Annotated in this window: 19 protein-coding genes; 9 read left to right on the forward strand and 10 right to left on the reverse strand. The window is 67.3% G+C overall.

The features are described 5' to 3' along the window. Positions 1-39: 39 nt before the first annotated feature. From aroA to bcp, 3 genes are read left to right on the forward strand one after another with little or no spacing between them, the layout of a single operon-like run. Complete coding sequence (gene aroA / locus QMA07_RS04025) at positions 40-1,365, forward strand: 3-phosphoshikimate 1-carboxyvinyltransferase (protein ID WP_290160173.1); 1,326 nt, start codon at positions 40-42, stop codon at positions 1,363-1,365. Then, complete coding sequence (gene rsgA / locus QMA07_RS04030; RefSeq protein WP_290160174.1) at positions 1,362-2,432, forward strand: ribosome small subunit-dependent GTPase A; 1,071 nt, start codon at positions 1,362-1,364, stop codon at positions 2,430-2,432. The genes aroA and rsgA overlap by 4 nt, the downstream gene beginning before the upstream one ends. 9 nt (positions 2,433-2,441) lie before the next feature. Continuing rightward, complete coding sequence (bcp, locus tag QMA07_RS04035; RefSeq protein WP_290160175.1) at positions 2,442-2,915, forward strand: thioredoxin-dependent thiol peroxidase; 474 nt, start codon at positions 2,442-2,444, stop codon at positions 2,913-2,915. Positions 2,916-2,918: 3 nt separating this feature from the next. On the opposite strand, the gene QMA07_RS04040 is transcribed toward bcp, so the two are convergent. Beyond that, on the reverse strand, positions 2,919-3,308 hold the full coding sequence (locus QMA07_RS04040) for a hypothetical protein (protein WP_290160176.1): 390 nt from the start codon (positions 3,306-3,308) through the stop codon (positions 2,919-2,921). Positions 3,309-3,536: 228 nt separating this feature from the next. On the opposite strand from QMA07_RS04040, the gene QMA07_RS04045 reads away from it, so the two are divergent. Next, positions 3,537-3,785 carry a WhiB family transcriptional regulator gene (locus tag QMA07_RS04045; RefSeq protein WP_028503730.1) on the forward strand — a complete coding sequence of 83 codons (249 nt, stop codon included), beginning with the start codon at positions 3,537-3,539 and terminating at the stop codon, positions 3,783-3,785. Between the two features lie 75 nt (positions 3,786-3,860). Here the strand turns inward: QMA07_RS04045 and QMA07_RS04050 are convergent, their stop codons facing one another. Next, entirely contained in the window at positions 3,861-5,345 is a 1,485-nt protein-coding gene (locus QMA07_RS04050; RefSeq protein ID WP_290160177.1) for a PAS domain-containing sensor histidine kinase, read from the reverse strand. A 24-nt stretch (positions 5,346-5,369) separates the two neighbouring features. Continuing rightward, on the reverse strand, positions 5,370-5,756 hold the full coding sequence (locus QMA07_RS04055; protein WP_181164351.1) for an Rv3235 family protein: 387 nt from the start codon (positions 5,754-5,756) through the stop codon (positions 5,370-5,372). Positions 5,757-5,883: 127 nt separating this feature from the next. On the opposite strand from QMA07_RS04055, the gene QMA07_RS04060 reads away from it, so the two are divergent. Continuing rightward, on the forward strand, positions 5,884-6,495 hold the full coding sequence (locus QMA07_RS04060; RefSeq protein ID WP_290160178.1) for a hypothetical protein: 612 nt from the start codon (positions 5,884-5,886) through the stop codon (positions 6,493-6,495). On the opposite strand, the gene QMA07_RS04065 is transcribed toward QMA07_RS04060, so the two are convergent. After that, positions 6,483-6,761 carry a helix-turn-helix domain-containing protein gene (locus QMA07_RS04065; RefSeq protein ID WP_290160179.1) on the reverse strand — a complete coding sequence of 93 codons (279 nt, stop codon included), beginning with the start codon at positions 6,759-6,761 and terminating at the stop codon, positions 6,483-6,485. The two genes, QMA07_RS04060 and QMA07_RS04065, sit on opposite strands and share 13 nt — an antisense overlap. Positions 6,762-6,858: 97 nt before the next feature. Here QMA07_RS04065 and QMA07_RS04070 point away from each other — a divergent pair, with 97 nt between their 5' ends. Together QMA07_RS04070 and QMA07_RS04075 are read left to right on the forward strand one after the other, a co-directional pair. After that, positions 6,859-7,479 carry a hypothetical protein gene (locus QMA07_RS04070; protein ID WP_290160180.1) on the forward strand — a complete coding sequence of 207 codons (621 nt, stop codon included), beginning with the start codon at positions 6,859-6,861 and terminating at the stop codon, positions 7,477-7,479. After that, positions 7,476-8,717, forward strand: coding sequence for a hypothetical protein (locus QMA07_RS04075; protein WP_290160181.1), 1,242 nt, complete (start codon positions 7,476-7,478; stop codon positions 8,715-8,717). Before QMA07_RS04070 ends, QMA07_RS04075 begins: the two co-directional genes overlap by 4 nt. On the opposite strand, the gene QMA07_RS04080 is transcribed toward QMA07_RS04075, so the two are convergent. Both QMA07_RS04080 and secA read right to left on the reverse strand, forming a co-directional pair. After that, the gene (locus QMA07_RS04080) at positions 8,641-9,867 is read right to left on the reverse strand and encodes a pyridoxal phosphate-dependent aminotransferase (RefSeq protein WP_290160182.1); all 1,227 of its coding nucleotides are present in this window, start codon (positions 9,865-9,867) and stop codon (positions 8,641-8,643) included. The two genes, QMA07_RS04075 and QMA07_RS04080, sit on opposite strands and share 77 nt — an antisense overlap. Positions 9,868-9,938: 71 nt before the next feature. After that, positions 9,939-12,746: a preprotein translocase subunit SecA gene (gene secA, locus QMA07_RS04085; RefSeq protein WP_290160183.1), complete on the reverse strand. Its 2,808-nt coding sequence runs from the start codon at positions 12,744-12,746 to the stop codon at positions 9,939-9,941. 164 nt (positions 12,747-12,910) lie between these two features. Between secA and QMA07_RS04090 the strand changes: the two genes are divergently transcribed. Together QMA07_RS04090 and QMA07_RS04095 are read left to right on the forward strand one after the other, a co-directional pair. Further along, positions 12,911-13,513, forward strand: a complete 603-nt coding sequence (locus QMA07_RS04090) for a PadR family transcriptional regulator (protein ID WP_290160184.1) — start codon at positions 12,911-12,913, stop codon at positions 13,511-13,513. Between the two features lie 63 nt (positions 13,514-13,576). Continuing rightward, entirely contained in the window at positions 13,577-14,914 is a 1,338-nt protein-coding gene (locus QMA07_RS04095) for a hypothetical protein (RefSeq protein WP_290160185.1), read from the forward strand. A gap of 64 nt (positions 14,915-14,978) precedes the next feature. On the opposite strand, the gene raiA is transcribed toward QMA07_RS04095, so the two are convergent. The 4 genes from raiA to mtrB form a co-directional block, all read right to left on the reverse strand. Further along, positions 14,979-15,635 (reverse strand): ribosome-associated translation inhibitor RaiA, encoded by a 657-nt coding sequence (gene raiA, locus QMA07_RS04100; protein ID WP_290160186.1) that lies wholly within the window; start codon positions 15,633-15,635, stop codon positions 14,979-14,981. A gap of 94 nt (positions 15,636-15,729) precedes the next feature. Next, entirely contained in the window at positions 15,730-16,422 is a 693-nt protein-coding gene (locus QMA07_RS04105; protein WP_290160187.1) for a phosphoribosyltransferase family protein, read from the reverse strand. A 108-nt stretch (positions 16,423-16,530) separates the two neighbouring features. After that, complete coding sequence (locus tag QMA07_RS04110; RefSeq protein ID WP_290160188.1) at positions 16,531-18,252, reverse strand: LpqB family beta-propeller domain-containing protein; 1,722 nt, start codon at positions 18,250-18,252, stop codon at positions 16,531-16,533. Next, a complete protein-coding gene (gene mtrB, locus QMA07_RS04115; RefSeq protein WP_290160189.1) occupies positions 18,249-19,925 on the reverse strand; it encodes an MtrAB system histidine kinase MtrB in 1,677 nt (558 codons plus the stop codon). The genes QMA07_RS04110 and mtrB overlap by 4 nt, the downstream gene beginning before the upstream one ends.

Here is a 19,925-nt window from a genome sequence, read left to right on the forward strand (position 1 = left end):
CGATCATCCGGACACTCGCGTTTACTAAGGTGGGAACCGATGAGCGCCAACAGGTATTCCCCCTCCCCTGTCCAGGGCGTCTATGTCGCGCCGACGAGCACTGCGGCCGTTCATGCGACCGTGACCATCCCCGGCTCGAAATCGCTCACGAACCGCGAGCTGATCATCGCGGCGATCGCTGACGGACCGGGCAGACTCATCGCTCCTCTGCACTCCGACGACTCCCGCCGCATGGTCGATGCCCTCCGCGCCCTGGGCGTCGGCGTGGAAGAGATCGACGGCCACGGAGAGTTCGGGCCCGACCTCGCGATCACTCCAGCCAAGCTCGTCGGCGGCACCACGATCGACTGCGGCCAGGCCGGTACCGTGATGCGCTTCATCGCGCCGTTGGCCGGGCTCGCCCAGCACGATGTGCACCTCACCGCGCACGAGACGGCTCTGCACCGACCGATGGGCGGCCTCATCAGCGCACTGCGCGACCTCGGAGTCGACATCGACGATGAGGGAACGTGGGCACTGCCCTTCACCGTCCGCGGCCACGGTCGCATCCGTGGCGGACGCGTCGAGATCGACGCCTCGGCATCCAGCCAGTTCGTCTCGGGACTCCTGCTCGCCGCCCCGCGCTTCGACGTCGGTCTGCACCTCGTGCACACCGGCGAACACCTGCCGAGCCTGCCTCACATCGACATGACCATCGAAGCGCTGAGCCGCCGCGGCATCCGGATCGAGCGACCCGCGACGGGTGAGTGGCTCGTGGAAGCGGGCGTGCCACGGGCCAAGGAGATCGCCATCGAGCCCGATCTCTCCAACGCCGCCCCGTTCCTCGCCGCTGCGCTGGTGACGGGGGGCGCGGTGTCGGTGCCGGGTTGGCCGGTGCACTCCACTCAGCCAGGCGCCCTGCTTCCCGAGATCCTGCAGGCCATGGGCGCGCACGTCGGTCGTCACAGCGGAACGCTGACGGTCAGGGCAGGGTCCGAGATCCGCGGGCTCGACATGGACCTGTCGGCGGCGAGTGAACTGACCCCGACGCTCGTCGGGCTCGCGGCGTTCGCGTCCGGCCCCACCACGATCCGCGGCATCGGTCACATCCGGCTCCACGAGACCGATCGCATCGCAGCTCTCATCGGAGACATCCGCGCCCTCGGCGGCGAGGCGGAAGAGCTCTCCGACGGCCTGCGCATCATTCCGCGACAGCTGCACGGTGGCCGCTGGGCAGCGCACCACGATCATCGGATGGCGACGACGGGAGCTCTCATCGGTCTGCGGGTTCCCGGGGTCGAGATCGACGACATCGGCACCACGTCCAAGACGCTCCCCGAGTTCACCCTCCTGTGGGAGCGGATGCTGCGGGGCGCATCCACGTGAGCTGGCTCGACGACTCCGACGATCTCGAGGACGACTTCGAGGATTACGACGAGAGCAGCATCCGCACTCGCCCGAACCCGAAGGCCAACCGCCCCCGTACCAAGCGACGACCGGCCCATGACGACGCGCAGATCGGTCGTGTCCTGGGGGTGGACCGTGGTCGGTACTCGGTGCTGATCGACGAGGACACGTCTGATGAGCGCATGATCACCGCTGCACGGGCCCGTGAGCTCCGCAGGAACCCGATCGTCACCGGTGATCTTGCGAAGGTCGTCGGCGACGTCTCGGGAGAAGACGGCACTCTGGGCCGGATCATCGGCATCGTCGACCGCACATCCCTCCTGCGACGCAGCGCCGATGACACCGATCAGGTCGAGCGGGTCATCGTCGCGAACGCCGATCAGATGCTCGTCGTCGTCGCCGCCGCCGACCCCGAGCCGCGTGCCCGCCTGGTCGACCGCTATCTGGTGGCCGCGCTGGATGCCGGTGTCCGTCCGCTCCTCGTCGTCACGAAGACGGATCTGTCCGACCCCAGCGCCTTCCTGTCGCATTTCGACGGACTCGATCTGCGCGTCTTCACCAGTGCGCAGGACGAGATGCCCGTCGACGAGATCGGCGCTGCTCTCGTCGGACACTCCACCGTCTTCGTCGGGCACTCGGGGGTGGGCAAATCGACTCTCGTGAACGCCCTGGTGCCCAGCGCCCTTCGCGCGACAGGGCACGTCAACCAGGTCACCGGCCGCGGCCGACACACCTCGTCATCGACCGTCTCGCTGCGGTATGTCAGCCCGGCCGGCAATGGCTGGGTGATCGACACCCCCGGCGTCCGATCCTTCGGTCTGGGACACGTGAATCCCGCGAACATCCTCGCCGCTTTCACAGAGTTGGCGGAGATCGCCGAGAAGTGTCCACGCGGATGCACCCACCTCGCGGATGCCCCGGATTGCGCGCTCATCGAAGCAGCCGAGCGCGGCGAGCTGAGCGAGACCGGACGAGCGCGCCTGGACTCGCTGCAGAGGCTTCTGCAGACCTTCGCCGACAAGGCGGAGCAGACGCCCGGCCGATAAGCTGAGGGGGTGACTGCGCGCCTCGACTCCGGATCCTCTGCCCCCGACTTCGCTCTCCTCGACCAGGACGGCGCGACCGTCCGACTCGACGATCTGCACGGCCAGAAGACTGTGCTCTACTTCTATCCGGCAGCAATGACGCCCGGCTGCACGACGCAGGCCTGCGACTTCCGCGACAGCATCTCCTCGCTCGAGAGCGCCGGATACCGCGTGATCGGGGTGTCGCGCGATGAGCCCGCGAAGCTCGCCGAGTTCCGCGAGCGCGACGGTCTGTCCTTCACCCTTCTCAGCGACCCGGACCACGCGGTGCACACCGAATACGGGGCGTGGGGCGAGAAGATGAACTACGGCAAGGTCGTAGAGGGAGTCATCCGCTCGACCTTCGTGCTCGATGAGCAGGGCACGATCACTCTGGCTCAGTACAACGTCAAGGCCACAGGGCACGTCGCCCGCCTGCGCAAGCTGCTCGGCATCGACGGCTGAGAGTCACTCCGCCGGACGCTCGTTCTCGGCGCGCGTGCTCGCGATCAGCAGTGCGAAGCACAGCAGCGCCGGCAGACCGACACCGACGGTGAACGCCCAGGCGACCGGCTGCAGCGTGAGTGACGCGAGCGCGATCGCGATGGCGAGCACCTGGAGCACGACACCGCCCGAGCGCGCCCATGAATGGCCCCTCTTGGTTCCGACGGCGAAGGCGAAGAGCGCGACAGCGCCGATGACCGTCAGCACTATGAGGGCGAGCGCCGTCGGCAGCGACGTGGCATCACCGGCGCCGAGACCGACGAGCTCGATCAGGGCGAAGACGGTCAGGGCGGCACCCTCTGCCGCGAGAACCGCGGAGGCCGCCAGAGCGAGGCCGGGTGAGCGCACTGTCATCTCCTGAGAATCGAATGAGAACGGCGGAAACCCTTGATTTCGCCGGTTTCATGTAACAGAATAGACAGCGTCATGTGCTCCCACAGCGGCGTGGGGCGGGCTTCGCGCTCGCATCACAGAAAGCGGGCATCCGTCCGTATCTCATACAGGGTAGCTGAACCCGATCTGCACCCGAAATCCGAGTCGTCGCAATGCGATGATTTCTGAAATCCACACCGAGGAGCCCCCATGGACTGGCGCGATAAGGCCGCTTGCCTGACTGTCGACCCCGAGCTGTTCTTCCCCGTCGGGAACACCGGTCCGGCCGTCGACCAGATCGAGAAGGCGAAGACCGTCTGCGCCACCTGCACGGTGACAGAGATCTGCTTGCAGTACGCCCTCGAGTCCAGCCAGGACTCCGGCGTGTGGGGCGGCCTCTCCGAAGACGAGCGCCGCGCCCTCAAGCGCCGCGCCGCTCGCGCCCGCCGCGCCTCCTGAACATCGAGAAGCGGCCCGAGACGATGTCTCGGGCCGCTTCTCCGTCCCCGCTGGGTGCTGCAGGGAATCCTCTGCCTACTTGGTCAGCCAGCGGAGCGGAATGTCGATGACGACCTCGGTACCTTCGCCTTCGCTCCCCCGCCATTCGATCGATCCGCTGAGCTCGCCCTGGATCAGGGTGCGGATGATCTGGGTTCCCAGCCCCTGACCGATCCGCCCCTCCGGCAGGCCTTTTCCGGTGTCGTGCACTGTGACGCGCAGGTTCTCCTCCGTACGCGCCGCGTCGATCGTGACCATGCCCTCCTGCCCCGCGAGGCCATGCTCGACGGCATTCGTGACGACCTCGGTGAGGGCGAGCGCCAGCGGTGTCGCATACTCACTCGGCAGGACGCCGAAGCGGCCGGTCGACCGCGTGCGGGCACGCGTGTTCGGAGCCGATGCGACCTCGGCCACGAGCTTGAGGACGCGATGGAAGACCTCGTCGAAGTCGACCTTCTGCGTCAGCCCCTGGGCGAGCGTGTCGTGAACGACGGCGATCGAATCGACACGTCTCATCGCCTGCGTCAGTGCGTCGCGCGCCTCATCGGAGTGCGTGCGTCGCGCCTGGATGCGAAGCAGCGACGCGACAGTCTGCAGATTGTTCTTGACGCGGTGGTGGATCTCGCGAATCGTCGCGTCCTTGGTGATGAGCTCCTGCTCCTGATGGCGCAGCTCCGACACATCGCGGCACAGGAGGATCGCGCCGATGCGGGTTCCGTGATCCTTCAGCGGGATCGCCCGCAGCGAGACCGTGACGCCGCGTGCTTCGATGTCGGTCCGCCACGGTGCGCGACCGGTCACGACGACGGGCAGAGACTCGTCGACCTGTCGAGAGGGCGGCACGAGCCTGGTGGTGACCTCCGCGAGCGATTCGCCCTCGAGCTCGTCGTCGAACCCCATGCGATTGAATGCCGAGAGCGCGTTCGGGCTGGCGAACGTCGTGATCCCGTCCACATCGATGCGGATCAGGCCGTCCGACGCGCGCGGCGCGCCGCGCCGAGGCGACGTCGGAGCCGCAGGATCCGGGAAGCTGCCATCGGCGATCATGCGGAAGATGTCGTTGGCGCACTCGTCGAACGTGATCTGCTGCCGAGACGGCGTCCGAGCCTCGCCGAGGTTCGTGTGCCGGGTGACGACGCCGATGACACCGGCCTGGTGCTCGCCACCGCGGCGTTCGTTGACGATCGGCACGGCTCTGACACGAGTCGGGGTCTCTTCGAACCAGTCCGGCGAGGAAGAGTCCACGATCTGCGCCGAATCGAACGCCCCCTGCACCTGGGTGCGCCACTGCGGGCGTACCCGCTCGCCGACGATGTCCCGGTAGAACAGGGTGGCTGCGCCGCTGGGGCGGGCGTGCGCGACGGCGACGAATGACCCGTCGTCGGTCTCGATCCAGACCACGATGTCCGCCGACGCGAGATCCGCGAGAAGCTGACCGTCACCGGCGAGTCGGTGCAGCCACTCGACATCGTTGTCGGCAAGACGGCCCTGGGCATTGGCGAGGTCGCTGAGCGTTGACACCCCACCAGCCTAGAGCGCGCCGGCTCAGAGAACGGCCAGCGACGTCGCGCGCCAGCGACGGTCGAGCCCTTCGAGACGGATCGCCACTGCACGGGTGCGGCCAGGACCGGCGACGACCACCACTGCTTCGACCTTGCCGTCGACGGGCTCTGTCACCCGGATCGAGAGAATCTCGAAAGTCGGGCGCGCCGGCGAGACCCCCCTCGCACTGCGCGCCCTCGCCGAGAGGTTCGCGCGCGTCACCAGGCTCCGGTACGCGTCTTCATTGAACCAGCGGGCGAGCTGATCGACTTCTCTGACTCCCGCGAGCACCTCGAGCACGCCCTGCGTCAGGCTCCGCAGCAGCGGGTGTGGATCCGGAAGCTCGGCGCGAGGCGTCGGCTGCGGGGCGAAGTACTCGTGAAGCATCATCTGAGGCACTCTCCATCGGGAAGACTGCGCCAAGTAGAGCATGCGCACGGACGCCGTTCGGGCCGCGCCCGTGATGTATGTGGATAACTCGTACATGCCTGTCTGGACATCATTTACGGTGGGGCGCGTGCACTGGGATCGACTGTTCGAAGACCTCGAAGGCCAGCTCGCTTCAGAGTGGGAGAGCGAGCGAGCGGCGCTGGACGCCGAATCCGAGCGATTGCGCATCTCGCGGCTCGAACTTCGCAGCCGCCTCAGGGTGCTCTGCGCCTCAGATGCACCGGCGACCCTCGATCTGCCGAGCGGAAGACGTGTCCGTGCCCGGTTGAACGCGCTCGGCTCCGACTGGCTCGCCGCCACGATCACACAGTCCGAGGAATCGACGACGAAGCGATCGACGTTGATCGTCCCGTTGCACGCGGTGCGCGGACTGACCGTCGATCACGGTCTGCTGCTGTCGAGCCTGGACGATGAAGACGACTCCGCGTCCGTGCTCCGCGAGCGCATGTCGCTCGGGTTCGTTCTCCGTGATCTCGCCCGCCGACGCGTTCCGGTGAGGATCGTCGGCATCGACGGCTCAGACGTGCACGGAACGATCGACAGGGCGGGAGCGGATCATCTGGACCTCGCTCTGCACGATCCGGGCGAGGCTCGGATCGCCTCGGCGGTGCGCAGCTTTCAGATGATTCCGTTCACCGCCGTGGCCTCTGTCCAGACCGCCGGAGATCAGATGCCGTGACGACGGGAAGTTCCCCAGACCTCCGGGAAACTCGCCTCGTTCGCCTGTCGCCACAGCGCCATGCGTCTGGCTTCTTCCGACTGCTCGGCGAGATACTCCGACAGACTCGATTCCTCGATGCGCCATCTGGCCGGTGCCCCGAGCTTGCATCCGCGCAGTCGCCCCTCGTACACGAGTTCGACCACCTCGTCGACCTCGATGCTCAGCAGCTCCGCCACCTGCGCCGGAGCGAGGAAGCCTTGCGCGGGCTGAGAGGAATGAGGCATGCTCCCATTCTCCTCCTGCCGTGGCGGAGCGCCAGGTCCGATCCGATGCTGTGGATAAGTCTCGAGCAGTCGCACCGATTTCTGTGACCATGTCGGCATGAGCAAGTTCGTCCGTTCCCGCCGCGCCGTCTGGGGCGACGCGCGCTTCCTGATCGGCATCGCCGTCGTCGCGTTGTCGATCGGCGGCGTGTGGGCCGTCGTCTCCTCTTCCGGCACCACGACCCCTGTGCTTCAGGCGACGCGCACGATCGCGCTCGGTGAACCGCTCGTGTCGGCCGACTTCCAGGTCGTCGAAGTCGGCCTCGGCACTGTCACCGACCGCTACCTCGCGCCGCAGGAACTCCGACCCGGCCAGGTCGCGTCCCGCACGCTCTTCGAAGGCGAGCTCCTGGCGACCTCAGCCGCCGAGGACGCCGGCTCCGACAGGACGACCACGATCGTGGTCGAGAGCAGTACGGGGATCCCGGCTGAGGTCGCCCCGGGGAGCATCATCGAGCTCTGGCACTCGCCACCGGCCGGCGATGACGGCAGTCAGAGTCCCCCACGTATCCTCGTGGCCGACGCGATCGTCGCATCGGTCACGACGACGGAGGGGATGCTCGCCGCAGAGGGCGCCACCGCAGAGGTCGTGATCGATCGAGCAGATGTCGCTGAGGTGCTGGCAGCGATCACCGGAGGCTCTGTGCTCTCGGTCGTGCCGATCGGTTCGACCTCATGACATCGGTCATCATCGCCGTGCCGGCAGCCCGCGCACGCGTCTTGGCCGACGAGCTGGAGATGGAGGGCATCAGTGTGCTCTCCATCGTCCAGCCGAGCGGGATACTCCCTCTGCCCGCAGGCGTCGATGCCGCCATCGTCGCCGCCAGCCGTTCGGTTCTGACGCTCGAGCTCATCGCCGAGTGCGACAGGGCGGGTGTGCGGATCCTGCCGCTCGGCGACGGCGACAGCAGGCTGCTCGGGCGTTACGGACTCGCCACCGCACTCCCGACGGACGCGAGCGGCTGGGAGGTCGCGGCAGCACTGACCGCTGACATCCCCGACACCGGCGAGCGTGCCGCGTCGCCTCCACATCGCGTGACGGCCGTGTGGGGCCCATCCGGAGCACCGGGAAGATCGACCATCGCGATCCAGCTCGCCGTCGAACTCTGCCGGACGGGTCGGCGCACCGCCCTGGTGGATGCCGACACCGTCGCACCGGCACTGGCGCTGCTTCTCGGACTGAGTGACGACGCGCCCGGCATCGCCGCCGCGTGCCGACGCGCTGAACTCGGCGCGCTCGACTCGGCCGAGCTCACACGTCTCGCGACGATCCTCGAGACCAGCGCCGGAGAGATCGAGGTCCTCGGCGGCATCAATCGCCCCGGACGCTGGCCGGAGCTGGGAGCCCGCCGCCTGCAGACAACTCTGCGCGCCTGCCGCAGCTGGGCGGAGGAGACCGTCGTCGACGTGGGGAGCGCCTTCGACGCAGACGATGAAGCCACCTACGACCTCACCGGACCGCGCCGTCACGCGGCGACGGTCGCGGTGCTGCAGGAGGCGGATTCGATCATCGCGGTCGCGTCAGCAGACCCCCTCGGCATCAGTCGCTTCGTGAGAGAACATGCCGAGCTCCGAAGGCTCACGACCCCCACGCCCATCAGGGTCGTCGTGAACCGGGTGCGGCCAGGCACCTTGGGCATCGACGCGCGTGGTCAGATCCGGCGTACTCTCGAGAGATTCGCCGGCATCACAGACATCGCATTCCTGCCGTTCGATCAGCGCGCCGCTGATTCCGCTCTGCTGCACGCCCGGCCGATGGCGGACCTCACCCCGCGTTCGACCCTGGTCGCCGGCGTGCGTCGCATCGCAGAGACGTATGGCTCTGCGGCGTCGCAGCCGTCTACTGGCGGTAGCTCGAGAGGAAGTTCCCGAGTCGCTCGACGGCTTCTGCGAGCACGCGAGGCTCGGGAAGCGTGACCAGCCTGAGGTGATCGGGCGTCGGCCAGTTGAAGCCGGTTCCCTGCACGAGCAGGATGTGCTCGGAGACCAGCAGGTCGTAGACCAGCTTCGCATCATCCCTGATCTCGTGCACATCGGGATCGAGACGAGGGAAGGCGTACAGGGCGCCGACAGGCTTGACGCAGGAGACGCCAGGTATCGACTCGAGCCCTTCCCATGCGATGTCCCGCTGCTCGTGCAGACGTCCGGTCGGAGCGATCAGGGAATCGATGGACTGCACTCCCCCGAGAGCCGCCTGCACCGCATACTGCGCGGGCACGTTCGGGCAGAGGCGCGTGGATGCGAGCAGGTTGATCCCCTCGAGGAAACCCTTCGCATGGTCCTGCGGCCCGGTGATCACCAGCCAGCCTGACCGGAATCCGGCGACTCGATACGTCTTGGAGAGTCCGTTGAAGGTGAGGCACAGAAGATCGGGCGCCAATGTGGCCGTCGGGATGTGCACGGCACCATCGAACAGGATGCGATCGTAGATCTCGTCGGAGAGCAGCAGCAGCTGGTTCTCTCTCGCGATCTGAACCATCCCCTCGAGGACCTCGCGAGAGTAGACGACGCCGGTCGGATTGTTGGGGTTGATGATCACGAGGGCTTTGGTGCGAGGAGTGATCTTCGACCGGATGTCCTCGAGGTCGGGTTGCCAGCCGTTGTCCTCATCGCAGAGGTAATGCACCGGAGTGCCGTCAGCCAGACTCGTCATGGCGGTCCACAGCGGATAGTCGGGTGCCGGGATGAGCACCTCATCGCCCTCGTCGAGAAGCGCCTGCATCGTCATCGTGATGAGCTCGGACACACCGTTGCCGAGGAACACGTCTTCGGGATCGAACCGGGGGAACCCGGGGATCTCCTCGTATCGGCTGACCACGGCCCGGCGCGCCGAGATGATCCCCTTGCTGTCGCTGTACCCGTGCGCGGTCGGAAGCGCCGCGAGCATGTCGTGCACGATCTGGTGCGGCGCCTCGAAACCGAAGATCGCAGGGTTGCCCGTGTTGAGCTTGAGGATCCGGTGCCCCTCGGCCTCGAGCCGCGCCGCCTCGACGAGCGTGTTTCCACGGATCTCGTACAGGACGTTCTTGAGCTTCGACGACTGGTCGAAGTGGCGCGTTGGTGTCATTGCGCAAGCCTACAATGACGCGAAGAGAGGGGCCGGTCCATCCGGACCGGCCCCTCTCTTCATACGCCCTGCTACTTCTTCTTCTTGCTCTGCGCCCGGCGCTGCTCGCGGTTGCCGGCAGGTGCTGCAGAGGACTCCGTGCGCTGTCCGAACGCTCCGCGCGGAGCCTCCTCGGGCTCGGCCTGCTCGGCCGGCGCCTGACGTGCGGCAGCCGCCTGACGGAGCTTCTCGGTCGCTGCCTGCTGGACTCGTCCTCTGTCGTCGCGCACTTCGACCTCGCCGGCGTCGTTCGCCGCGGAGTACTCGAGATGCTGGTCTCCCGCACCTTCGGCGAGGCCCTTGGCCTCCACCTCGGCGGTCTGCGAGTCGCCTGCGCGGCGCACCTCGACCTCGAGGTTGTAGAGGTACCCGACGGACTCCTCCTTGATCTGGCCCATCATCGACTGGAACATCGCATAGCCCTCGCGCTGGTACTCGATCAGCGGATCACGCTGCGCCATCGCCCGAAGGCCGATGCCGTCCTTGAGGTAGTCCATCTCGTAGAGGTGGTCACGCCAGCGACGATCGAGCACCTGGAGCACGACGCGACGCTCGAGCTCACGGGTGGCAGCTTCTCCGAGCGACTCCTCGCGGGTCTCGTAGGCGATCTTCGCGTCGGAGAGCAGCTCGCGGGTCAGCCCGTCCGCGGTGATCCCGCCCTTGCGGCCTGCGGCCTCCGATACGACCTCGTCGATCGTCACGCTGACCGGGTAGAGCGTCTTGAGCTCTGTCCAGAGTGCGTCGAAGTCCCAGCTCTCGTTGTGCCCTTCGCCCGTGTGGTCCCGCACCACGCCGCTGATCGCGTCCTCGATGAAGTGCTGGACCCGGTCGGCGATGTCGTCACCCTGCAGGATGTGACGACGGTCGGCGTAGATCGCCTCTCGCTGGCGGTTCAGGACGTCGTCGTACTTGAGGACGTTCTTGCGCATCTCGGCGTTGCGGGACTCGACCTGCGACTGAGCGCTGCGGATGGCCCTCGACACGAGACCCGACTCGATGGGGACGTCGTCGGGGAAGTTGGTCCGAGCCAGAATCGCCTCGGCGGCCCCTGACTGGAACAGACGCATCAGGTCATCGGTGAGGCTCAGGTAGAAGCGGCTCTCGCCCGGGTCGCCCTGACGACCGGAACGACCTCGCAGCTGGTTGTCGATTCGCCGCGATTCATGGCGCTCGGTTCCCAGGACGTAGAGGCCACCGGCCTTGATGACCTTCTCGGCCTCCTCGGCCACGATCGCCTTCATCGCCTCGTAGGTCTCGTCCCACGCGACCTCGTACTCCTCGGGCGTCTCGACCGGGTCGAGACCCTTGCTCTTGAGATCCTGCACGGCGAGGAACTCGGCGTTGCCGCCGAGCATGATGTCGGTTCCACGACCGGCCATGTTGGTGGCGACGGTGACGGCGCCCAGACGTCCTGCTCGCGCCACGATCTCTGCCTCGCGCGCGTGGTTCTTCGCGTTCAGCACCTCGTGCTTGACGCCCTTCTTCGCGAGGAGTCGCGACAGGTACTCGCTCTTCTCGACGCTGACCGTTCCGACGAGAACAGGCTGACCGTTCGCGTGGCGCTCGGCGATGTCCTCGACGACCTGGGCGAACTTGGCGGTCTCGTTCTTGTAGACGAGATCGGACTGGTCCTTGCGGACCATCGGCCGGTTCGTGGGGATCGGGATGACTCCCAGCTTGTAGGTCGACATGAACTCGGCCGCCTCGGTCTCGGCGGTTCCGGTCATGCCGGCGAGCTTGTCGTAGAGACGGAAGTAGTTCTGCAGCGTGACCGTGGCGAGAGTCTGATTCTCGGCCTTGACCGGCACGGCCTCTTTCGCCTCGATGGCCTGGTGGATGCCCTCGTTGTAGCGACGACCCACCAGGATGCGGCCGGTGTGCTCGTCGACGATCATGACCTCGTCGTTCATGACGACGTAATCGGTGTCCTTCTTGAACAGCGCGAGGGCCTTGATCGAGTTGTTGAGGAACGAGATCAGCGGGGTGTTCGCGGACTCGTACAGGTTGTCGATGCCGAGGTAATCCTCGACCTTCTCGATACCGGGCTCGAGCACGCCGACCGTGCGCTTCTTCTCGTCGACCTCGTAGTCGACGCCTGCCTCGAGGGTGCGGGCGATCTTCGCGAACTCGCCGAACCAGCGGTTGGCCTCTCCCGACGACGGACCGGAGATGATCAGCGGCGTCCGCGCCTCGTCGATGAGGATCGAGTCGACCTCGTCGACGATCGCGAAGTAGTGGTCGCGCTGGACGAGGTCTTCCTTGCGCCACGCCATGTTGTCGCGAAGGTAGTCGAAGCCGAACTCATTGTTCGTGCCGTAGGTGATGTCAGACGCGTACTGCTCACGGCGCACGGCCGGAGTCTGACCCGAGACGATGATTCCCGTCGACATGCCGAGTGCCCGGTACACGCGGCCCATGAGCTCAGCCTGGTAGCTCGCGAGGAAGTCGTTGACCGTGATCACGTGGACGCCCTCGCCCGCGATCGCATTCAGATAGGCGGGGAATGTGGCGACCAGAGTCTTGCCCTCACCGGTCTTCATCTCGGCGATGTTGCCGAGGTGAAGAGCCGCACCACCCATGATCTGCACGTCGTACGCGCGCATTCCGAGCGTCCGCTTCGCCGCTTCACGCACCGCGGCGAACGCCTCGGGCATGAGCTGGTCGAGCGACTCGCCCTTCGCGAACCGCTCACGCAGCTCGACGGTCTCGTTGCGCAGTTCATCGTCCGTGAGCTTGGAGATGTCCTCTTCCAGCGCGTTCACGGCCTTCACCACCTGGTTCAGGCGACGGATGACCCGCCCTTCTCCCGCGCGCAGCAGCTTCTCAAGAGGATTCGCCACAGATGTCATCTCCCTGTCGATGGTTCCGGCGGCGCCGCTCGTCGGGCGCGTGCCAGGCATACCTTGTCATGTTACCCGTGCGTGACCTGCACGTCGTCTGCATGGCGCGCCGCCAAGACGTTTCCGAGTATGTATATATTGATCCACGACACAGGGAGGTCCACATGTCGGTCAGACAGAGTCTGCTCGCGATCCTGGCGCAGGGCCCCTGCTACGGCCATCAGCTGCGCCACGAGTTCGACCGACGCACCGGTTCGGTCTGGCCGCTCAACGTCGGTCAGATCTACAACACGCTCGAGCGGCTCGAGCGCGACGGACTCGTCGAGCGTGGAGCGGCCGATCCGCACGGCCACGTGTACTGGCAGATCACCGACATCGGGGCATCCGAGGTCGACCGGTGGCTGGCGTCCCCCGTCGCACGCAGCCAGACCACACGCGACGAGCTCGCGATCAAGCTCGCAGTCTCGGCGACGCTTCCGGGCGCGGATGCGACCCGCGTGATCGCGACCCAGCGTGCGGCGTCGGAGAAGCACCTCGGGGAACTCACCGCGGCACGGGAAGCCCGTGAGGACGACAGCCCGCAGGGGCTCGCGTGGTCGCTCGTGATCGACTCGATGATCTTCACCGCCCAGGCCGAGCTCCGCTGGCTGGACCATGTGCAGACGCGTCTCGCACAGCATCCCCAGCACGCGCTCGCTCTGGAGCTGGCATCCGAGCGACCGAAACGCGGCCGCCCGGCGAGGGCGGGAGCGGCGGCGCTGGTCTGAGCGGAGTTCGCCTGGAGCGTATGCACAGCCTGGGCTGCCGCCCGGGAAACTAGGATCAGTCCTATGGCTGGAATATGGGGCAGACGCAAGCGCGAGCAGGAACAACTCGCCGCACAGGACGCCGACCTGGCTCGCCGTGCAGAGCAGGCGCTCGTGTCTGCGGACGAGCGCATCAGGAGCACCTCCGACGAGTTGGCGTTCGCCGAGGCCGAGCTCGGCGAGCAGCTGACTCGGGACCTGAAGAAGGCGCTGAGCGCCGTGCGCACTCACCTGCGCGAGGCTTTCCAGCTCCACCAGCTCAACCACGATGAGATCCCCGACACGCCCGAGGAGCTCCGCACCCGCAACGCCCGGATCATGCAGCTGTGCGATTGGGCGCAGGATCTGCTCGACGAGAAGACATCGGACCTTGCGACATCGATCTCGAAGGTGCGCCGAGCACCCGAGGTGATCGCCCAGGTGCGAGCGGATGCCGAGACGTTGAGCGCGCGGATCCCCCACACCAACGAGACCGTCGCCCGTCTCTCCTCTCGCTACTCGGAATCGGCGATGCACCAGATCACAGCCAGCGCAGCGGAAGCCGAGCAGCTGATCGCCTTCGCCACTCACGGCGCCTCCGTCTCCGAGCGGCGTCGCGCCGCCAAGCAGAACGAGGAGGCGAATCTCGCCCTCGAGACCGCCACCGAGGCGACGCGCCGCGCTTCCGCTCTGCTCGATGCCGTGGAGGATTTCGAGATCGAGGCGCTGCGTGCGGAGTCGACCCTCGCCGAGGTCGTCGCGGACTCCCGCAACGACCTCATCGCGGCACGCACCGCTCCGCAGGTGCCGGCCGTCGCTGCGGCTGTCTCCGCCCTGCAGGACGCTCTCAGCGCGCTGTCGCCCGCCGGCTCGCCCGGAGACCCCTTCGCGGAGCTGTCGCAGCTGCGCGAGGCGAACACCGCCCTCGATGACGCGATCGCCACCGCCCGCCACCGTGAAGCACACCCGCTGCCCAGCATCCAGCAGGTGCAGCACGCGATCGACGATGCGGACCGTCAGCTGGGTGTCGCCCGCGGACTCATCGCCGGACACCGCGGCTGGATCGGCGCGGATGCCCGCACTCGCCTCGCAGAAGCCGAGAGACTGCGCGTCGACCTCTCGGATCTGCTTCCGGCGGAGGAGACCCGTGACGAGGCGTTGGTCAGCGCTCGGCGCGTGGCGCACCTCGCCTCGGAGGCGCTGCAGCTCGCTCAGCGTGACATCGATTCCTCCCGCCCGCAGGACCAGGGGTGGGGCGGCGGTGACGGCTGGGGCGGCGGCGGCTGGAGCGGCGGCGGCCGACGCGGCGGGGGCAGCGACGTCGCATCCGGGATTCTGGGCGGTCTCGTCATCGGAAGCATCCTCGACGGGATCTTCGACTGAACCACATGATCAGGACATGACGACGGCCCGGCTCCATCTGGAACCGGGCCGTCGTCATATCGACTCAGGAGGCGAGCGCCTCAGTGGGCGGAGCCTGGGTCTCGAGCGCGATCACACCGTAGTCCCAGCCCTTGCGTCGGTAGACGACGCTCGGGTGGTCGGTGCGTACGTCGACGAACAGGAAGAAGTCGTGTCCGACCAGCTCCATCCGGTCGACGGCCTCTTCGACGGTCATCCATTCCGCTCCGAAGTTCTTGGTGCGGATGACCACCGGCGAGTAGACCTCGTCGTCATCGTTCTGGATCGGCACAGTGCCCGTCGCGACCGCGCGAAGGACCTCCACGGATGCCGGCTGGACGTCGATGCCCTCAAGCGCACCGCTCTCCTTCTCGAAGTGCGCCCCACGCGGATGCTGGCGTCCGTCGACTCGCTTCTCCTTGGCCCGGCGAAGCTGTTCGGCCATCTTGTCGACGGCCATGTCGAGCGCGACGAACTTGTCTCCGTCCGTAGCCTCGGCTCGTACGACAGGGCCCTTGCTGACCAGCGTCAGCTCGACGGTCTCATCGGGCACATGACCGTTGCGGTACACCCGGTGGGTGACCTTGACATCCAGCCGTTGCGCACGTGACGCGAACGTCTGGATCTTGGCGATCTTCTCTTCGACAACGGTGCGGAATCGGTCGGTGATACCCACCCCGACGCCAACGATGCTCGTTTCCATTGCTGCCTCCTTGTCCCGGTCCTCCCGGCCAAGGGCGGACCGTGGTCGCCTTGTGACCCCCAACGGTAGTCCGCCTGACCTCGGATGTCACGGGTCATTTGCTGCGTGTCTCCGATGGGTTCGCATTCCGTTCCCCGAGACGGGGTGTCGCGGCGAGCGCGACCGCCGACACCACCCGCACCCCGGCGTCTCGCAGCGTGCGAGCCGCTTCGTCGAACGTCGCTCCCGAGGTCACGACGTCGTCGACCAGCACGACTGCACGGCCCCCGGGCTTCGGTCGCGATCGCATGCTCCCCCGCACGTTCTCCGCCCTGCTCGCCGAGTCGAGTCCGCGCTGATCCGTCCGTCGGCCCGCAGACACGAGCAGGCGATCGGCCACCGAACCGGCTCGACGAATCAGCAACTCGGGCACACGGTAGCCTCTCCGTCGGAACGCGCTCCGCGACGTCGGAATCGGCACCAGGCGCACCGGATCATCGATCGCGGCCTGTTCCTCGTCGACGACGGCGAGAACCTCCCGCAACGCCGCTCCGAGCGGGCGCGCGAGCATCGTCTCGCCGTCGTCCTTGAGTCTGCGGATGCACCGGGCTGCGATCGACTCGAACGGCATGGCAGCGCGGACGAGCAGTCCCGCCGGCGTGCGTCGCACGAGGGGCGCGGCCCGGATGCTCTGCCGGCATGCGTCGCACAGCAGCGTCTCGGGCCGGTCGCACCCGGCGCAGGTCGCTGCGAGCAGCAGAGCGAGCACCTCGACGCCGATGGCGTGGGCATGCGGATGCGACGGCATCCGTCGATCCTGTCGCCCCGAGCCTGCGCGTGGATCGCAGACCACGACGGAACACGGACGCTGTGAGGACTCCGCCCGCACCGACCTGCTGTGCAGAGCCAGTCGAGCTCAGTGACCGGCTCTGGTGGCGAGAAGAGAGACTCCGGTGATCGACTCGCTCCACGCCGACCCGGTTCGCGCGAACACGGCGCCGTCCGCGCCCAGAACCCGCAGGCCGGTGGCGGCTCGCGAGCCGGCCATCGACACCGCGCCCGTCGGAGCGACTTCGGCCGCTCCCGGTCCTCCCACGACCTGCGTGACGACCATCCCGTCGGTGGGGTCCGTCAGGAGGCCCAGGCGGTCGGTTCCCAGCCAGACGAGACCCACCGCGCTGTCTTCGAGCTGTGCCAGTGGCTCAGTCGGGCCGAGTTCGGTGGGCAGTCCCGTCTCGTCGCGGATCACCGACGAGACGACGATCCAGCGCTCGCCTCCGACCACGACGACTGCAGCCACCCTGGCACCGTCGGCCGACACTCGGATGGCGGAGACCGATGACGCGTCTGGCCACGCGTTCGCGATCGCCTGCGGGGCGACGTCGCTGCCGATCGCCTGCAGAGAGGCCGGCGCATTCGACGGCACCGACCAGGTGAAGTCGTAGGGGTCCATCGACGGCCGCACCAGCGCCGGCCGCGCATCGAGTTCGTCGAAGCCGCCATCGCCGGCGAGCCAGACGTGCCCGTCGATCAGCTGCACGGCTGCATGCGAGCTGTCCGCCGACACATCGATCGCCGTGACGGGCTGACCCGCGTTCAGGATCTGATCCGTGACGCCGGGGATCGGGGTGATCTCACCGCCCACCAGCATCCCGAACGTCCCGTCCTTGACGACGAGACTGCCGGCATCAGCCGTGTCGGTCGCGACCTCGACGACGCCGGCCTCCAGCGCCCGGCCGTCGACCGTGAATCGCACCTGATCGATCTGCACCCCCGCAGCGACGAGGGTGGCTTGAAGCTGCGTGCGCATGCGTGCGAGGGTCGTCGGTTCGATGCTGAGCGCGGCGCGGTTCAGCGCGACTTCGGCGATCTGATCCGGGTCGATCGGCACGGCGTCACGGGCGAGCTGGACCTCCTGGGGGAAGGCACTCTGCACCGCCGGGTCGAGCCACGGGCTCGGCGCACCGCCGATCAGGGACTGGGCGATGGTCGTGGCCACCGTCGCGCGTCTGGGGAACCAGCGCACATCGGGCACGAGACGCTCCCACGCCTGGTCGAAGTACTGCAGCGCGTAGTCGTCGTAGACCCGAGAGAACCTCGATTCGTCGATCACGACGCCGTCAGGAGCCTCGGCGATCCGCCACTGGCCCTTCGTGCGCTCGACCACGAAGGCCGAGTTCGACGCTCCGAAAGCCTCGGAATACGCTCCGGTCGCATCGACACTCGCCACCTGGTCGAACGCGACCCGCACCTCCGCCGTATCGCCATCGTCCGCCTCGTCATCGGCGTCCTCGATGCTCGAGGTGAAGGAGCGTGTCGCGGAACTCACGTCGATCGACACCCCGGTGTTCGGGCGCCAGGTCGATGCGAGCTCGGGGGTGAGGAAGCTCCGAGCCGTGTTCCAGTTGTCCGCGGGTGTGATCGCGGCCTCCATGAACCCCTCGACGATCGCCGCGGGACCCGCTCCGTCCACCGGCCCCGAGGCCAGCGGCAGGAAGTCCTGAACCTCAGGAGAGGCACCGAGGGGCTTGCCGGGCTGCGCATCTCCGGTCGTGGGAAGCCCCGTGCACGCGGACAGGACGAGTGCAACGGCCGCGATCGCGAGTCCGCGCAGCGTTCGAGGACTACGGGACGTCATTCGATGCTCCCTCGGTCGAAGAGCTCGGCCGGCACGTCGGCGAGCTGGATCGGCTGCGTGGCGTCATCGATATCGGCGAAAGGCTGCTGCGGCTCGATCGGGATGGGCGAGGGGCCATCCGTCGCGTCGCCCCTGCGAGGAAGCGTCAGGACGAAGTTCGTGCCGACCCCGAGCTCGGACCAGACGTCGAGTGCGCCGCCGTGCAGAGTCGCGTCGCCGAGCGCGATCGACAGCCCGAGCCCCGTGCCCCCGAGAGTGCGTTGGCGAGACGGGTCCGCGCGCCAGAATCTGTCGAACACCCTCTCCGCATCGGCCGGATCCATGCCGAGACCGAAATCGCGCACGCCGGCTGCGACAGCATGCTGATTGCTGTCGACGGTGACCACGATCGGCCTGCCCTCGCCGTGCTCGATCGCATTGCCGATCAGGTTGCGCAGGACCCGTCGCACTCTGCGCGGATCCATATCGACGGGCGAGTAGCCGCCTGGAGCCACGAGCCTCAGCTGGCTGCCGCGGTCGTCGGCGAGAGGCCTCATCTGCTCGATGATGTCCTCGGCGAGGTGCGCGAGACTCGTCGCCTCGAGTTCGAGTTGCACGGAGCCCGCGTCGTAGCGGCTGATCTCGAGCAGATCCGACAGCAGCGTCTCGAACCGCTGCACCTGCGTGTGCAGGAGCTCAGTGGTGCGCGCGGTCGTCGGGTCGAACTCGCCCCGCTGATCGTTCAGCATGTCGGCCGCGAGTCGGATCGTGGTGAGCGGAGTCCGTAGCTCATGCGACACGTCCGAGACGAAGCGCTGCTGCACGAGCGACAGCTCACCCAGTTCCTTGATCTGCGACTCGATGCTGTCGGCCATGGCGTTGAAAGAGCGGCCGAGCGTGGCTATCTCGTCTTCGCCGTGCACGTCGATGCGCACCCCGAGGTCGCCCGATGCCAGACGCGCACTGGTCTCCGCGGCCTCGACGATGGGGGTCGAGACCGTACGGAGGACGATGAAGGAGATCGCGGCGACGATCGCGACCAGGCCGATGCCGGCGACCCAGAGGGTGCGCTGCACGAAGACCAGAGTGTTGTCGGCATCGGCGAGGTCGTAGGCGAAGTAGATCTCGAACGGACCGGCCTCGGGCACCCGCAGCTGCTGGCCGACGATGATCCCCGGCACCTCTCGACCACCGACCTCGAGCGGCACAGACTGCCACGACTGCCAGTCATCGAACTCGACAACTCTGTTCCTGAGGCCCGAGGTGATCAGATTGTCGCTGAGCCCTGCCGTGAAGCCGTTGAGTGCGACGTCCGGGTCGACGTCCATGCGGAATCCGGCGAGACCCTCGGCCGTCGAGTTGCGTCCCAGGTCTTCCTGCACGCTGTCCCAGAGCTCGGGCAAGGCCGCCGGGTCGTCGCCGAGCGCCGTGGCGTCGAGAGTCGCCTGCGCCTGGTTCACCGAGCGCGCCGCATCGTCGAGTGCCTCGTTCTTGCGTGACTCGAACAGATCGTTCTGGATCACGAGAGCCATCGTCACACAGGTGATCAGAATCGCGGTCGATGTCAGCAGAAGCGTGATCGTCAGTGTGCGGAAGCGCAGCGAGCTCCGCCACAGCGCGCGCAGGAAGCTCGGCCAGCCACGCCAGTCGCGCATGACAGCGACCGCCGTGGTGGTCGCTGTGGTCGCGGCCAT

It is taken from the genome of Microbacterium sp. APC 3901 (genome assembly GCF_030407765.1).
In the GTDB taxonomy this organism is placed as follows: Bacteria; Actinomycetota; Actinomycetes; order Actinomycetales; family Microbacteriaceae; genus Microbacterium.

Bases quoted from the DNA above. Each gene is read 5' to 3' on its own strand.
- aroA (WP_290160173.1), top strand. From the start codon at position 40: ATGAGCGCCAACAGGTATTCCCCCTCCCCTGTCCAGGGCGTCTATGTC.
- QMA07_RS04040 (WP_290160176.1), bottom strand. From the start codon at position 3,308: ATGACAGTGCGCTCACCCGGCCTCGCTCTGGCGGCCTCCGCGGTTCTC.
- QMA07_RS04045 (WP_028503730.1), top strand. From the start codon at position 3,537: ATGGACTGGCGCGATAAGGCCGCTTGCCTGACTGTCGACCCCGAGCTG.
- QMA07_RS04055 (WP_181164351.1), bottom strand. From the start codon at position 5,756: ATGATGCTTCACGAGTACTTCGCCCCGCAGCCGACGCCTCGCGCCGAG.
- QMA07_RS04065 (WP_290160179.1), bottom strand. From the start codon at position 6,761: ATGCCTCATTCCTCTCAGCCCGCGCAAGGCTTCCTCGCTCCGGCGCAG.
- QMA07_RS04070 (WP_290160180.1), top strand. From the start codon at position 6,859: ATGAGCAAGTTCGTCCGTTCCCGCCGCGCCGTCTGGGGCGACGCGCGC.
- QMA07_RS04075 (WP_290160181.1), top strand. From the start codon at position 7,476: ATGACATCGGTCATCATCGCCGTGCCGGCAGCCCGCGCACGCGTCTTG.
- QMA07_RS04080 (WP_290160182.1), bottom strand. From the start codon at position 9,867: ATGACACCAACGCGCCACTTCGACCAGTCGTCGAAGCTCAAGAACGTC.
- QMA07_RS04090 (WP_290160184.1), top strand. From the start codon at position 12,911: ATGTCGGTCAGACAGAGTCTGCTCGCGATCCTGGCGCAGGGCCCCTGC.
- QMA07_RS04095 (WP_290160185.1), top strand. From the start codon at position 13,577: ATGGCTGGAATATGGGGCAGACGCAAGCGCGAGCAGGAACAACTCGCC.
- raiA (WP_290160186.1), bottom strand. From the start codon at position 15,635: ATGGAAACGAGCATCGTTGGCGTCGGGGTGGGTATCACCGACCGATTC.
- QMA07_RS04105 (WP_290160187.1), bottom strand. From the start codon at position 16,422: ATGCCGTCGCATCCGCATGCCCACGCCATCGGCGTCGAGGTGCTCGCT.
- QMA07_RS04110 (WP_290160188.1), bottom strand. From the start codon at position 18,252: ATGACGTCCCGTAGTCCTCGAACGCTGCGCGGACTCGCGATCGCGGCC.
- mtrB (WP_290160189.1), bottom strand. From the start codon at position 19,925: ATGGCCGCGACCACAGCGACCACCACGGCGGTCGCTGTCATGCGCGAC.